Origin of the sequence: Burkholderia sp. ABCPW 111 (assembly GCF_000773065.1) — a bacterium.
Lineage (GTDB): Bacteria > Pseudomonadota > Gammaproteobacteria > Burkholderiales > Burkholderiaceae > Burkholderia > Burkholderia savannae.
The window spans coordinates 107611-122301 of record NZ_JPWT01000077.1; the positions used below are offsets into that span (position 1 = coordinate 107611).

Annotated in this window: 10 protein-coding genes; 5 read left to right on the forward strand and 5 right to left on the reverse strand. The window is 64.7% G+C overall.

Annotated features, from left to right (window positions below):
• Positions 1-38 precede the first annotated feature (38 nt).
• Entirely contained in the window at positions 39-491 is a 453-nt protein-coding gene (gspG, locus tag X946_RS17730) for a type II secretion system major pseudopilin GspG (protein ID WP_038750069.1), read from the reverse strand.
• 158 nt (positions 492-649) lie between these two features.
• Here gspG and X946_RS17735 point away from each other — a divergent pair, with 158 nt between their 5' ends.
• Positions 650-1060 (forward strand): general secretion pathway protein GspC, encoded by a 411-nt coding sequence (locus X946_RS17735; protein WP_038750072.1) that lies wholly within the window; start codon positions 650-652, stop codon positions 1058-1060.
• A gap of 73 nt (positions 1061-1133) precedes the next feature.
• Here the strand turns inward: X946_RS17735 and gspF are convergent, their stop codons facing one another.
• The 3 genes from gspF to gspD are packed head-to-tail and all read right to left on the reverse strand — an operon-like array spanning position 1134 to position 6113.
• Positions 1134-2351 carry a type II secretion system inner membrane protein GspF gene (gene gspF / locus X946_RS17740; RefSeq protein ID WP_038750074.1) on the reverse strand — a complete coding sequence of 406 codons (1218 nt, stop codon included), beginning with the start codon at positions 2349-2351 and terminating at the stop codon, positions 1134-1136.
• 4 nt (positions 2352-2355) lie between these two features.
• Positions 2356-3849 carry a type II secretion system ATPase GspE gene (gspE, locus tag X946_RS17745; protein WP_052145111.1) on the reverse strand — a complete coding sequence of 498 codons (1494 nt, stop codon included), beginning with the start codon at positions 3847-3849 and terminating at the stop codon, positions 2356-2358.
• Positions 3846-6113 (reverse strand): type II secretion system secretin GspD, encoded by a 2268-nt coding sequence (gene gspD / locus X946_RS17750; protein ID WP_038750077.1) that lies wholly within the window; start codon positions 6111-6113, stop codon positions 3846-3848. The genes gspE and gspD overlap by 4 nt, the downstream gene beginning before the upstream one ends.
• Before the next feature lie 1785 nt (positions 6114-7898).
• Between gspD and X946_RS17755 the strand changes: the two genes are divergently transcribed.
• Together X946_RS17755 and X946_RS17760 are read left to right on the forward strand one after the other, a co-directional pair.
• A complete protein-coding gene (locus X946_RS17755; protein ID WP_038750079.1) occupies positions 7899-8375 on the forward strand; it encodes a lytic transglycosylase domain-containing protein in 477 nt (158 codons plus the stop codon).
• Positions 8376-8666: 291 nt separating this feature from the next.
• Positions 8667-9986 (forward strand): GTP-binding protein, encoded by a 1320-nt coding sequence (locus X946_RS17760; RefSeq protein WP_038750081.1) that lies wholly within the window; start codon positions 8667-8669, stop codon positions 9984-9986.
• Between the two features lie 101 nt (positions 9987-10087).
• Here the strand turns inward: X946_RS17760 and X946_RS17765 are convergent, their stop codons facing one another.
• The gene (locus X946_RS17765) at positions 10088-10366 is read right to left on the reverse strand and encodes an HU family DNA-binding protein (protein ID WP_010100512.1); all 279 of its coding nucleotides are present in this window, start codon (positions 10364-10366) and stop codon (positions 10088-10090) included.
• A 390-nt stretch (positions 10367-10756) separates the two neighbouring features.
• Here X946_RS17765 and mnmC point away from each other — a divergent pair, with 390 nt between their 5' ends.
• Positions 10757-12721, forward strand: coding sequence for a bifunctional tRNA (5-methylaminomethyl-2-thiouridine)(34)-methyltransferase MnmD/FAD-dependent 5-carboxymethylaminomethyl-2-thiouridine(34) oxidoreductase MnmC (mnmC, locus tag X946_RS17770; RefSeq protein ID WP_038750085.1), 1965 nt, complete (start codon positions 10757-10759; stop codon positions 12719-12721).
• 731 nt (positions 12722-13452) lie between these two features.
• Positions 13453-14667, forward strand: coding sequence for a cation:proton antiporter (locus X946_RS17775; protein WP_038750088.1), 1215 nt, complete (start codon positions 13453-13455; stop codon positions 14665-14667).
• Positions 14668-14691: the final 24 nt, after the last annotated feature.

Consider the following 14691-nt stretch of genomic DNA (forward strand, 5'->3'; position numbering starts at 1 on the left):
AAAGTGCGCGCGTCGCGCGTAAGCGTGGCGTTAGCGGCTTATTGCCACGAGCCGATGTCGGAATCGTTGCCTTCGCCGCCTTCCTTGCCGTCGGCGCCGTAGCTGAACACGTCGATTTCGCCGTGCACGCCGGGGTTCAGATACTTGTACGGGTTGCCCCACGGGTCGTTCGGCATGCGCTCGAGATAGCCGCCGTCCTTCCAGTTGTTCGGAATCGGATCGGTGGACGGCTTCTGGATCAGCGCGTTCAGGCCCTGATCCTGGGTCGGATAGCGGCCGTTGTCGAGGCGGTACAGCTTCAGCGCCTGCATGATCGTGCCGATGTCCTGCTTCGCCGCGATCCGGCGCGCTTCATCGGGACGGCTCATGATCTTCGGCACGATGAGCGCCGCGAGAATGCCGAGAATCGCCACCACGACCATGATCTCGATCAGCGTGAAGCCGCGTTGGCGGCGTGCTGCCTGAGAGCGGCGAGTGATCCACGTTTGCATGAGTGACTACCTCTTCTTCAAAAAAATGAGCGGTGAGTGAGTGACGCGCGCGGCAGCAAGCCGCGCGGCGTGCGCTGCGTGAAGCCGCATTGTAAGGCGCGACTTGCTCCGGGCTTCCACTCAACGCAAATTTCATATTCCTCCGTACAATAACGCGCATGAACGCGCTATCGATCCGGCTCCTATCCCTCGCCCTCTTCGCGGTGCTCTGCGCGACGGCCACCTATTGGGTCGTCACGCTGTCCGCGCATCAGGCTCCGCTACCCGCCGCCGCCGCCCGCACGCCGGTGCGCACGGAAGACGCCGCAGCGCTCTTCGGCGGGCAGCTAACCCGCAATCCGGTGCAGGACATCCACCTGTTCGGCATCCTTGCGCTGCAGCGCGGCGCGGCGGCCATCGTCGGCATCGGCGGCGACGCGCCGCACGCGGTGTCGCTCGGCAGCGAGATCGCGCAAGGCGCGAAGCTCGCCGAGGTGCGCGACCGCTCGATCGTCGTCGAGCGCAACGGCGCGCGCTCCGAGATCTTCCTGCCCGCCAACACGCCGTCTCCCGCGATCTACGTCCGCTGAAAGCGCGGCGCCGCCGGGCGCGCCGCTTCGTTTCCGCCGGCTCGCCGCCACGGCGGGCCGCGCCCGTCGTCCGTCACTGCACCATGTTGTTGAGCTCGATGATGGGCAGCATCACCGCGAGCACGATCACGAGCACGATGCCGCCCATCGCGAGAATCAGCAGCGGCTCCAGCAGGCTCGTCAGGAACATCGTGCGCCGCTCGAGCTCGCGCGATTCGCCTTCGGCCGCGCGGTCGAGCATCGTCGTCACGTCGCCGGTGGCCTCGCCCGAACGAATCAGGTGCACGAGCACGGGCGGAAACGTCTTCACGTTATTGAGCGCGCGCGACAGCGCGGAGCCCTCGCGCACGCGCACGATCGCGTCCTCGATGTTGCCGCGCATCGCGCGGTTCGACAGCGTCTCGCCCGCCGCCTGCAGCGCGCGCAGGATCGGCACGCCCGCCGCGGTCAGGATGCCGAGCGTGCTCGCGAAGCGCACGGTGTTGTAGCCGCGCACGAGCTTGCCGGCGAGCGGGGCGGTCAGCAGCCAGCGGTCGAACGCGAGGCGCGGGCCGTCGCGCGACAGCGTCGCCTTCACCAGATAGACGACGGCCGCGATCCCGATCAGGATCGCCCACCACCAGTGCCGGACGAAATCGGACAGCGCCATCATCACGATCGTCAACAGCGGCAGTTGTTGTTTCGTGCTCGCGAACACGTTGACGACCTGCGGCACCACATAACTCAGCAGGAACGTGACGATGCCGAACGCGATTACCGTGACGATCGCCGGATACGTGAACGCAAGCAGGATCTTCTGCTTGAGCGCGTTGCGCTCTTCGATGTAATCGGCGAGCCGCGACAGCACGATCCCGAGCTTGCCGGTGTGCTCGCCCGCCGCGACGAGCGCGCGGTAGATCTCGGGAAAGTCGCGCGGATGCTGCGCGAGCGCGTTCGCGAGCGAATGGCCGCCGAGCACCTCGGCGCGAATCGCCGCCATCAGCTCGCGGATGTAGTCGCGCTCCGCCTGCTCGGTCAGCACGGCGAGCGCTTCGTCGAGCGGCAGCCCGGCGATGAGCAGGCTCGCGAGCTGGCGCGTGAGGATCGCCTGCTCGCGCTGCGACAGCTTGCGGCCGAGCGCGAGGCGCTGGCTGCGCGCGCCGCGCGTCGCGCTCGCGGCCGGCTCGACGACGAGCGGCGTGAGCCCCTGCGTGCGGAGCTGGCCGCGCGCGTTGCGCGCGCTGTCGGCTTCGATGACGCCTTTCTGCGCGCGCCCCGACGTGTCGATTGCTTCGAAGCGGAAGGCCGGCATGACGCTATGCGCCTCCCGTCACGCGCAGCACTTCCTCGAGCGACGTCGCGCCCGCCGCGAGCCAGCGCTCGGCGTCGTCGCGCAACGTGCGCATTCCGTTCGCGCGGCCGGTCGCGAGAATCTCGGCGTCCGCGGCGTTGCGATGGATCAGCGAGCGGATCGCGTCGTCGACGACGAGCAGCTCGTAGACGCCGCGACGCCCCGTGTAGCCCGAATGCCCGCACTTGTCGCAGCCGACCGGATGCCAGATCGTGCGGCCGTCCTCGTGCCGCTCCTCCTTGCACACCGGGCAGAGCTGGCGCACGAGCCGCTGCGCGAGCACGCCGAGCAGCGACGACGCGAGCAGGTACGGCTCGACGCCCATGTCGGTGAGACGCGTGACGGCCGACGCCGCGTCGTTCGTGTGCAGCGTCGCGAGCACCAGGTGGCCCGTCAGCGACGCCTGCACGGCGATCTGCGCGGTTTCGAGGTCGCGGATTTCGCCGATCATGATGATGTCCGGGTCCTGACGCAGGATCGAGCGCAGCGCGCGCGCGAACGTCATCCCGATGCGCTCGTTCACCTGCGTCTGGCCGATGCCGGCGAGATCGTATTCGATCGGATCTTCGACCGTCATGATGTTGGTCGTCGCGGTCTCGAGGCGCGACATCGACGCGTACAGCGTCGTCGTCTTGCCCGAGCCGGTCGGGCCCGTGACGAGCACGATGCCGTGCGGGCGCGAGATCAGCTTGTCGAACTGGCCGAGCGTGTCGCGGCCCATCCCGAGCGCTTCGAGATTCAGGCGCTGCGCGTCCTTTTCGAGCAGACGCAGCACCGCGCGCTCGCCGTGCCCGGTCGGCAGCGTCGACACCCGCACGTCGACGGGCCGGCCGCCGACGCGCAGCGTGATGCGGCCGTCCTGCGGCAGGCGCTTCTCGGCGATGTCGAGCTGCGCCATGATCTTGATCCGCGAAATGAGCGCGCCGTGCAGCGCCTTCTTCGGGCGCACGACGTCGCGCAGCGTGCCGTCGACGCGAAAGCGCACGACCGACGCGTTCTCGAACGGCTCGATGTGGATATCCGACGCCTGCTCGCGCGCCGCTTGCGTGAGGAGCGCGTTGATCATCCGGATGATCGGCGCGTCGTCTTCGGACTCGAGCAGATCCTCCACCTCGGGGATGTCCTGCATCAGCCGCGACAGGTCGACTTCGCCCTCGACCTCGCCGACGATCTGCGCGGCGCTGCCGTCCTGGCGCGCGTACGCCTGGTTGATCGCCTGCGCGAGCTCGTCGGCCGGCACGCGCCGCAAGGAGATCGCGCCGAAGTTGCGCGCCACCTCGGCGAGCGCGGCCGGGCTCGTGCGCTCGCTGATCCACACTTCGAGCGTGTCCGCGTGCTGGTGCGCGATCAGGATCTGGCCGGCCTTCGCGAAGCCGTACGGCAAGAGCCGCGCGGCGAGCGGCGACGGCGCGTTGCCCGTCGGCTGGTCCTGGATACCTTGCGCGAGCGCCTGCGTCACGGACGGGCTCCCGGCGACGCGGCGCCCATGTCGCTCGCCGCCGCCGGCGCGCTGGCGGGCGCGGGCGGAGCGGCTTGCTGACGCCGCATCTTGTCGATGTCGAACAGGTTCATCGAGGGCGAGCCGCCTTGGCTCGGGCCGAGCGGCATCGGCGGAACGATCGGGTCGTCCTTGTCGCGCATGATGTTGTTGTCCGACTTGTACGCCCCCGTCACGCCCTGGATGTAGTCGTAGCGATTGGACGTCACCGCCTGCGCAGTCTCGCGGTCGGAAATGATCACGGGGCGCAGGAACACCATCAGGTTCGTTTTCTGGCGTTGCTTCGTCTCGGAACGGAACAGTTGGCCAATCCACGGGATGTCGCCCAGCAGCGGCACCTTCTGGTTCGACACCTGGTAGTTGTCCTGCATCAAGCCGCCCAGCACGATGATCTCGCCGTTGTCGGCAAGCACCGTCGACTGAAGCGAGCGCTTGTTGAACGTCGGGCCGGCCGGGTTCGTCGTCGTGTTCGTCGTGCCGCTGACGACCGACGAATCCTCGGTATAGAGCTGCAGCTTGAGAATCCCGCCATCGGTGATCTGCGGCTTCACATGCAGCGTGAGGCCGACGTCGCGACGGTCATACGTGTTGAACGCGGAGTTCGACGTCCCGCTCGTCAAATTCGAGTACGAGCCCGTCGCGATCGGCACGTTCTGGCCCACAACGATCTTCGCTTCCTCGTTGTCGAGCGTGACCAGGTTAGGTGTCGACAGCACGTTCGCATCGCTCACGCCCGCGAAGTACTGTAGCAGCCCGCCGAGCCCCTTGACGCCGAACATGTCGTGCAGCCAGCCGATGTTGAGTCCCGGCGTGAGCGCATTCAGCACGTTAAGCGGGTTCGTCGCGTTGGCCGTCAGATTGGTGATGCTGTTGGCGGCCACACTGCCCGCCGTGCTCGCCAGATTGGTGCCCGCATAGAGGGCATTGTTCGCGACCTGCCACTGAATCCCGAGGTTGCCGGCCGTATTCGAGTTCAGTTCGACGATCAGCGCCTCGATGTAGACCTGCGCGCGGCGCGCATCGAGTTGATCGATGACTGCCCGCAGGTTCCGGTACACCGGGTCCGACGCGGTGATGATGAGCGAGTTCGTCGCCGCGTCGGCCTGGATCATGCCGCCCGGCTGGTTCTCGTCGCTCTTGTCCTTGTCGCCGCCGAGGAGGCCACCCGTGCCTAGACCGCCGCCGCCCATCGTGCCGCCGGTGCCGCCCGACGAGCCCGACGACGACAATCCCGACGGCAGCGGCGGCGTGCCCGAGGTGCCCGTCGAGAAGCTCGAGCCGCTCTGCGAGCCGCCCTGATTGAACGCATTCGCATCGTTCGAGCTCGCCGACGAGCCGCTTTCGCCGCCGCCCTTGCCGAGCATTCCGCGCAGCGTCTTCGCGAGCTTCACCGCATCGGCGTTGCGCAGCGGCACGACGTGCATGTTGCCCGGCACGCCGCTCGGCGCGTCGAGCTGCTGCGCGATTTTCTTCGCCGCGGCGAGGCGCTGCGCGTTCGACGCGCGCAAAAGCAGCGCGTTGGTCCGCGGATCGGCCTGCACGGTGACCTTGAGCGTCGCGTCGGTGTTGCCGATCGCGCCCGGATCGAGCAGCTTCGTCAGCTGCGCGGCGATGTCGATCGCGTTCGCGTTCCTGAGCGGCACGACGGCGACCTGCGAGCCCGCCGCGCTGTCGACGCCCGCGATGATCCGCGCGATCCGGCGCACGTTGTCCGCGTAATCGGTGACGACGATCGTGTTGTTGGCCGGATACGCGGTGATCGTGTTGTTCGGCGAGATCAGCGGGCGCAGCACCGGAAGCAGGTTGTTGGCCGATTCATTATGCAGCTCGAACACCTGCGTGACGACCTGGTCGCCGCGCGCCTGCGGCGTGTTGCCGATGTAAGTCGGCACGCCCTGCAGTTTCGCGTCGGCTTCCGGCACGACTTTCAGGACGCCGTGATCCTGGACGAGCGCGAAACCTTGCATCCGAAGCGCGGACTGCAGCGTCTTCAGCGCCTGATCTTCCGGCACGGAGCGTTCGGCGACCAGGTTCAGCTGCCCCTTGACGCGCGGGTCGACGATGATCGTCTTGCCCGTCGCGGCGCCGATCGCCTTCGCGACCTGGTCGATGTCCGCATTGACGAAATTGAGCGTGACCTGAGCGTGAGCGGCCTGCGCGACGACAATTCCGGCGACGACGAGCGCCGTTGCGACGCGCCGCAAAGCAAAGCGAGTTCTTGTCATGGAGTAATGGATCGATGCCGGCGGCGGCCGTGTCCGATGGTATTGCTGAAATTCAATGGCGAAAGCTTGGACATTAACAGCTTTTCATGTCCGAAATATCACATAGAGCCCAGGACCGACTCATTTCCAACACGGATTTCAGTTCGACGTCTGCGACATGTAAGCCTTCCCTCACTGGTTCGATTGGAAGCGAAAACGGATTTAATCAATGCCCTGCCGGGCAGCCGGCCCGGCCGAACGGCATGCAAGAACATACATAGCGGTGGCAGCGTGGCTGTCGGTATGATACGGTCGGCGCAAGCGCCTCCGACGGAAAAGCGCGTGCGGGTTTTCCCCAGCCCAATCTTCACTCCCATGCAACTTCCCGGATCGGCGAGCAAAGAGATGAAACAATCATCGACTGCAAGCCACTTGTCCGTTCGTTGCAACACTATCGCACATGGCGTCGGCGCGTGACCAGTAAGAGCCGACACTATTTTCGTACGTGACGCGCATAAGGTTGCGTCACGTGCGACGCCCGGACGTTGTCATTGCGTGTGCCACTAACCGTACATGGCGGGTCCGGCACGACCGAGTAAGACCACAAACTACGCCGCCTGCAAAAAATCTCGCTTGAGCCGCGACACGCCGAAGCAGAAGACGCGTTACGACATCCGCCCGCTCCATTTTGTTACAGCTCGCCAGGCTACGGTATCGCTGGTCCTTTTACCGCAAAACGCGGGGCCATTATGCCCAGAGGGTTGCGGCTCCAGCGCCACTCGAATCCCTCTTTTGAATCCGTCTACCGTTGATTTACCTACTTGAGATATACGCCATATCGCAAGCGATGCGGCACATACCTCCGCAGATTCGCCTTTACTCTCGGACGATCGTTGCCTTGGCCACGCCTGCGCACTCGAAATCCGATGTCCCGTCTACTTCGGGCTGAATAACGAGAATATTCGTTTCCATGCCATTTGGCCGCACCCATCTCGGAAATTGGAATTTGACACCATATATCCTCCGCATCTTGCTTCCCGGTTATTAGTGAATACATCGATATTTCCACCCACCCTATCTACCACGATAACCCTAGAAATCTCAGAGACAATCTTCGCAGAGCTTTCGTTCAAAATATCCTTGCTTCGCCCCATGAATTCAACCCTTCTCCATTTAATTAAAATTCCGCCTTCAGCATAAACAAACATGATCGCGTTTTTCCTCCGCCATCTATCCATGCCACTTCGGTTTCATCACCGCATTTCACTCGTGAACAATTGAGGCGGCAGCCTTGACTGGCGCTGTAAAAAGCCGACTTTCTTGGGCGTTCGAGATCGAAGCGCCATTATTACTTGACCTCAATTTATCGGCATAATTTCGATCAAAATAGAGAGACAATTAGAATTCTCCAACTTAAAAATCTCAGCCTCCTTCAGCCTCGATCATCTTTTCAAAGATAGACTTTTTGCGAATTCCCTACCAATTTCAGCAAGCCACTAAACTCAAGAAGGCTTGGCTTGGCAAGCACGCGTCAATTAATATCCGATAGCTTTCTTCAAGCCACTAATAATGTGAGATTGATATCCCATTTTCACATCAAGCGAGATTTAAGAGCATGTACCGGAAAGGCGACGGAAGTTTTTCAACTCGACTCGCAGCCGGAAAGGCGAAGAAGAGGGCGGTTATCCGAACGATCGACATGGCACTGCAACGATCCGCGGGTATGCTAGGATTGCCCTGTCAGAAACGTGTGGGTAGGTTTGCGGCAAAATCAGCAAGCTCAACTAAGCTATTTCTTCTCCTTCAATGATCAATCGGTTCGTTCTTGTCGCGATGTTTGCCGCCGGCGCATGGTTCGCCAGCGCACCCGCACGCGCCGACTGTTACGACGAAGCCGCGAAGTATCAGAAGGTGAATCCGCTGATCCTGCGCGCGATCGCGTGGCAGGAATCGCATAACCGCCCGGACGCGCTCAACAAGAACACGAACGGCTCGATCGATTACGGCCTCATGCAGATCAACTCGATCCATCTGCCGACGCTGTCCCGCTACGGAATCACGAAGGGCACGCTGATGGAGCCTTGCAAGAACGTCTATATCGCCGCATGGCATCTGCGCCGCAAGATGGACAAGTACGGCAACACCTGGCAAGCGGTGGGCGCCTACCATTCGGAATCGCCTTCGCTGCGCGACAAGTACGCGAGGCAAATCGCCGACATTCTGGTTCGATGGAAGCTGATGCCCGCGCCTAGCGCGCGGGATACGCAGAACGCGCAGCGCTGAGCACGCGGCCGAACGAACGGCCCGCAATCCGCAGCCAAGCCGCGCCCGAGCAAGCCCAACGCCGCGCCAGCCGCCTCGCGATCGCATCGCATGCAAGAATTTCCGCCCGTTTCGCTCGCGCTTCACGCATCATGAAATCGCCGCCGCCTTGCCGCCGCGCGCGGCCGGCTATCTATATTTGATGCACAATGCGGCTTTCCCGCCGCCCGTCGGCGCCGGTCGCCCGCCGGTGCCGCCCCGTTTTTCGGGGCGCGGCGGCCGCTCCCGCTTCTTTCGTTGGTGCGCACCGCAATGAATCAGCCGTTGCCCGTCACCGTGCTGTCCGGCTTCCTCGGCGCCGGCAAGACCACGCTGCTCAATCACATCCTCGCGAATCGCGCCGGCCTGAAGGTCGCCGTGATCGTCAACGATCTCGCCGCCGTCAACGTCGATGCGACGCTCGTGCGCGACGCGGCCGAGCTGTCGCACGTCGAGGAACGCCTCGTCGAAATGTCGAACGGCTGCATCTGCTGCACGCTGCGCGACGATTTGCTCGTCGAGATCCGCCGCCTCGCGGCCGAAAACCGCTTCGATGCGATCCTGATCGAATCGACCGGCATCGCCGAGCCGATGCCGATCGCCGAGACCTTCACGTTCGTCGACGACGACGGCTCGACGCTCGAGGATGTCGCGCGCCTCGACACGATGGTCACCGTCGTCGACGCGTTCAACTTCCTGCGCGACTACGCCCGCGACGACGCGCTCGCGGAACGCGGCCTCGCCGCGACCGACGAGGACGACCGCACGCTCGTCGAGCTGCTGATCGAGCAGATCGAATTTTGCGACGTGCTCGTCATCAACAAGGCGGATCTCGTTGACGCCGACGCGCTCGCGCGCCTGCAGCGCATCCTCGCGAACCTGAATCCGCGCGCGCGGCAGATCGTGAGCCGCTTCGGCGACGTGCCGCTCGCCGACGTGATCGACACGAAACTCTTCGATTTCGACGCAGCCGCGAGCGCGCCCGGCTGGCTCGCGTCGCTCGAGCATCGGCATGACGACGACGAAGACGAGCACGGCCAAGGCAATGGGCACGTGCATGGCGAAGCCGACGAATACGGCATCGGCCACTTCGTCTATCGCGCGCGCCGGCCGTTCCATCCGGAGCGGCTGTGGACGCTGCTGCACGAAGAGTGGAAGGGCGTGCTGCGCAGCAAGGGCTTCTTCTGGCTCGCGACGCGCAACGACATCGCCGGCTCGCTGTCGCAGGCGGGCGGGGTGTGCCGGCACGGTCCGGCCGGGCACTGGTGGGCGGCGCAGGACCGCGCCGAATGGCCGGAACAGGGCGACGAACTGTACGACGAGATCGTTGCCGACTGGCACGGCGACCTCGCCGATACGTCGATCGGCGATCGCCGACAGGAACTCGTGATGATCGGCGTCGGGCTGGATGCGCCCGCGTGGCGCGCGAAGTTCGATGCGTGCCTGCTCACCGACGCCGAATGCGCGCAAGGCAAGGATGCGTGGGCAAGCTACGCGGACCCGTTCCCGGCATGGGACGTCGACGATCATGACCACGCCCATGACCACGATCACGATCACGGCGACGACGCCGAAATCGTCCACCGCCACTGATCGTCAAAGATTGAAAAAGACAATGCGGCGCGGCAAAAAAGCCGCGCACAAAAGAAAAAACCCGCTGGAACCAGCGGGTTTTTCGTTCGCGAAAGCTCGTTTCAGCGCTTGTTCACTGCGTCCTTGAACGCCTTGCCCGCCGTGAACTTAACCGTCTTGGCTGCCGGGATCTTGATGGTCTCGCCCGTCTTGGGATTGCGGCCGGTGCGCGCTGCGCGCTTGCCCGAGCCGAAGCTGCCGAAGCCGATCAGTTGAACTGAGTCGCCTTTCGACACAGACTTCTTGATCACTTCGAGGAGCGTGTCCAGCGTTTCGCCGGTTTGAGCCTTGCTGGCGCCCGTCTGGGCGGCGACGGCGTCGATCAGTTCCTGTTTGTTCATTAAGGTTCCTTTCCAGGTTAGGTTGACACGAACAGCGCGAACGCGCCGATTATACGTGCGCGAACCGTGCCGTCTATAGTGTGTGGCAACGGCACAGCGCAAAGTATTGCGCCGCGCAACGCACCGCCGGGTTTGCCTCCTGGCAGCTCCGCGATACGGCGCTTGCTATGATAGCGCAGCGCAAACCCAATAACGACAAGGGTTTCAAAGATTTTCGAGCGAATTTTGTCGAGTTAGACGCGTTCCGCGCGGGTTTCGAGTCGCGCCAACCGGCTTCGCCGCTGCCCGGCCGAAGCCCGCGCGTGGTTTCGTTGGATTTTGCCAACGCCAGGCGGGACGGGGCTCACGCGGCGGTTCGCCGCAATTTCGCCGCCTTCTTTTTTGTTTCGCATGCCCGATCGAATCGTTCCGGCGACGCTCGTCTTCCGCGAAGACGGCACCGTCGTCTCGCCGCTCTACGGCGACATCTACCATAGCGCGGCCGGCGCACTTGCTCAGGCCGACCATGTGTTCATCCGCGGCAACGACCTGCCGAAGCGCTGGCAGCACGAGCAAACTTTCACGATTTTCGAGACAGGATTCGGCACCGGCTGCAACTTTCTCGCGACGTGGGCCGCGTGGCGCGCGGACCCGTCTCGCTGCGAGCGGCTTCACTTCGTGTCGGTCGAAAAGCACCCGTTCGCGCGCGACGATCTGCGTCGCGCCGCCGCGCATATCGTTGCATATACAACCATTGAGCCGCTCGTCGACGAACTCGCGAACGCGTGGCCCGCGCTGACGCCAGGCGTGCATCGCCTCGAATTCGACGGCGCCCGCGTAACGCTCACGCTCGCGTTCGGCGACGCGCTCGACGTGCTGCCGAATCTCGTGCTGCGCGCAAACGCGTTCTATCTCGACGGCTTCGCGCCGACGAAGAACGCGGATCTATGGTCGCCCGCGATCTTCAAATCGCTCGCGAAACTCGCCGACGACCATGCGACGTTCGCGACGTACACGAGCTCGGGCGCAGTCAAGCGCGCGCTAGACGAAGCGGGGTTCGCGTGTCGGAAAGTTGAAGGCTTCGCGGGCAAGCGCGCGATGCTCGTCGGCGAATTCGCGCCGCGCTGGCGCGTGCGGCGCCATGAGCCGCCGCGCGCGCTCGACGTCGGCACGCGCGATGCGCTCGTGATCGGCGCGGGGCTCGCGGGATGCGCGGTCGTCGAACGGCTCGCGGCGCGCGGCTGGCACGTGACGCTCGTCGAGCGGCGTGAACGGATTGCGAGCGAGGCGTCCGGCAATCCCGCCGGCGTGTTCCATCCGATGATCGCGCGCGACGACAACCTCGCGTCCCGACTGTCGCGCGCCGGTTTTCTGCATGCGCTCGGACGCTGGCGCGCGCTCGAGCGCGCCGGACACGCGTTCGCGCGCAGCACGCGGGGCCTCGTGCAGCTCGCGACGTCGGACGACGAATTCGAGCGGATGCGCGACACCATCGATGCGCTCGGCGTGCCGGCGGAGCTCGCGGCGGCGCTGTCGCGCGACCAAACGCGAGCGCTGCTGCAAACCGAGGTCGCGCACGGTGGCTGGTGGTTTCCGCAAGGCGGCTCGATCAGCCCCGCCGCGCTCGCGGCCGCGCAGTGCGCGGCGGCCGGCGAACGGCTCGTGCGCATCGCCGGCGTCGAAGTCGCGCGGCTCGAGCGCGGCGGCGACGGCCGCTGGCGCGCGCTCGACGCATCGGGCGCGACGCTTGCACAGGCGAGCGTCGTCGTCGTCGCGAACGCGGCCGACGCCGCGCGCGTCGCGGGCCTTCGGCACGCACCGACGCAGCGCGTGCGCGGCCAGTTGACGCTGCTGCCGCCGGGCAGCGCGCCCGCCGTGCCGCTGCCCGTGATCGGCGACGGCTACGTCGTGCCGCTCGCCGACGGCGTCACGCTGACGGGCGCGACGTACGAGCCGGACGATGCCGACACGGCGCTGCGCGAAGCGGGCCATCGCGAAAACCTCGAACGGCTCGAGCGGCTGCTGCCCGCTTTTTCCGCGACGACGCTCGACGCGCGCACGCTTGCGGGGCGCGTCGGCTTTCGCTGCGTCGCGAGCGACCGGCTGCCGCTCGTCGGCGAGCTGCCCGACGAAACGGCGGCCGCGCGCAATGCGGCTGCGCTCACCGGCGCGAGGCTGCGCGACGTGCCGCGCGCGGCTGGCCTGTACGGCGCATTTGGCTATGGCTCGCGCGGGCTCGTCTGGGCCTCGCTCGGCGCCGAGCTGATCGCCGCGCAGATCGAAGGAGAGCCGTGGCCGCTCGAACGCGAGCTCGCCGAAGCGATCGACCCGGCTCGCTTCCTCGTGCGCGCATTGCGTCACGGGCGCGCCGACTGACTCATCGAAACCGGCTCACTATCTGGACAACCGAGCGCTTTTGCGCGACGTGCGGCCGAAGAAATTTCTCGACCTCGTCACAGAAACGCGAGCCGGTTATCCACGCAACCCTGTGGATAACCAAGCGAATTCCCCGCTCGTTCACTGTGCAACCGATGTGGACGTAAACGGGGTAACTACGCGCCACCGCACAGACCCGAAAAAGTTGATCATCGAAACTCTGTGCGGACAAACAGGCTGTGCATTCGGTTATGCGCACCGCAAGTTCCTGATCTGTCGACGTAAACGCTGGTTGTCCACAGAAAAACGGGCGCTTTGTTAACTCTTACTATGTATGTATACAGGTTTACCTCAGGATAAAGACGCTAGCCTCCTGCGGTCGGCCAACCGTTTGCCCGATTTCGGTTCGGACCGTAATAGCTGTGGCACAATCGGTCTCCTTCACGCACGTCATGGCACGGCGCCATGCTTGCATCAACGGAACGGTCGGCTCGAATTCGGATCTGAGGATTTGAGATCGCGCTGCCCATTCGCACACGCCAGGCCGACCCAGATCGGCTGCAGGCCCGACTGACCGTCGCACCCTTTTCAGCGACGCGGGCTTACCCCATGTCCTAGCGGTCGTACAGAACAACGAACGACGGGGCAACCACTCATCCAGCGCGCATCATTCGCTCGACTCGCTCGATCCGCGTCGCCGGAGGTTGCCTTCCAAAGGAGAAGTCACCACGATGAAGTCAGCGTTCTCGTTTCTACCCAACTGGCCGCTCGCCCCGGATGCGATCTTCTGGGCCGGCTTCGCGCTCTTCGCAGCAGGCCTCTGCGGCGAGCTCTGCTATCGCGCATGGCGCCTGCCGCGCATCACCGGCTACGCGGTGATCGGCCTCATCGCAGGCTCGTTCGGCTTCGGCGTGATCGATGCGAGCACCGACGACACGTCGCGGCTCCTCGTCAACGTCGCGCTCGGGCTGCTGCTGTTCGAACTCGGCAGCCGGCTCGACTTGCGCTGGATTCGCCGCAATCCGTGGCTCATCGCGTCGAGTCTCGCCGAGGCGACGCTCACGTTCGTACTCGTGCTCGCGGTGCTGCTGCTTCTCAAGGTGCCGGGGATGATCGCGCTCGTGCTCGCGGCGATCGCGATCTCGACATCGCCCGCGATGGTGATCCAGCTGAAGACCGAATTGCGCGCGGAAGGGCAGGTGTCGCAGCGGCTCATCACGCTGTCCGCGCTCAACAGCGTCTACGCAGTCGTGCTGACGAAGCTCGTCACGAGCTGGCTGCATCAGGAAGCGTACGGCAACGTGTTCGCGACGATCCTGCAGCCGATCTATCTGCTCGCCGGCTCGTTCATCGTCGCGTATCTGTTCGCTCGTGCATGCAATTATCTGTTCAGGCACGTCGCCGCGACGATGCGCGACGAGCATTCGTTCGTCGCGCTGTTCGGTCTCGTCGTGCTGGCGATCGCGGTCGCGCAGGTGCTCAAATTGTCGACGATGCTCACGCTCTTGCTCGCCGGCATCATCGTGAAGAACCTCGAGGCGCGCCCGCAGCTCTGGCCGGAGCACTTCGGCACGGCCGGGTGGCTGCTCACCGTGATCCTGTTCGTGCTGACGCTCACGTCGTTCGCATGGCAGGACATCGTCGCGGGCGGACTCGTCGCGGGCGCGCTGATTGCGACGCGCTTCGTCGCGAAGCTCGTCGGCGTGCTCGCGTTCGCGAAGCCGAGCGGCCTCGGCGTCAAGCAGGGCGTTGCGCTCGGCTTCTCGCTCGTGCCGATGTCGGCGCTCGCGTATCTGCTCGTCGACGATACCTACCAGCTTTACCCGAATTTCGATCCGCGCCTGCGCGCGGTCATCATGTGCTCGATCGTCGTGCTGCAACTGATCGGGCCGCTTGTCGTCTATCGCAGCCTGTCGGCCGTCGGCGAACGGCGTGACGCCACCTGATCCGCGCGTTCGACGCTTCCCGTC

Excerpts from the sequence above, each read along its gene's own strand:
- gspG (WP_038750069.1), bottom strand. The coding sequence starts at position 491 with ATGCAAACGTGGATCACTCGCCGCTCTCAGGCAGCACGCCGCCAACGC.
- X946_RS17735 (WP_038750072.1), top strand. The coding sequence starts at position 650 with ATGAACGCGCTATCGATCCGGCTCCTATCCCTCGCCCTCTTCGCGGTG.
- gspF (WP_038750074.1), bottom strand. The coding sequence starts at position 2,351 with ATGCCGGCCTTCCGCTTCGAAGCAATCGACACGTCGGGGCGCGCGCAG.
- gspD (WP_038750077.1), bottom strand. The coding sequence starts at position 6,113 with ATGACAAGAACTCGCTTTGCTTTGCGGCGCGTCGCAACGGCGCTCGTC.
- X946_RS17755 (WP_038750079.1), top strand. The coding sequence starts at position 7,899 with ATGATCAATCGGTTCGTTCTTGTCGCGATGTTTGCCGCCGGCGCATGG.
- X946_RS17760 (WP_038750081.1), top strand. The coding sequence starts at position 8,667 with ATGAATCAGCCGTTGCCCGTCACCGTGCTGTCCGGCTTCCTCGGCGCC.
- X946_RS17765 (WP_010100512.1), bottom strand. The coding sequence starts at position 10,366 with ATGAACAAACAGGAACTGATCGACGCCGTCGCCGCCCAGACGGGCGCC.
- mnmC (WP_038750085.1), top strand. The coding sequence starts at position 10,757 with ATGCCCGATCGAATCGTTCCGGCGACGCTCGTCTTCCGCGAAGACGGC.
- X946_RS17775 (WP_038750088.1), top strand. The coding sequence starts at position 13,453 with ATGAAGTCAGCGTTCTCGTTTCTACCCAACTGGCCGCTCGCCCCGGAT.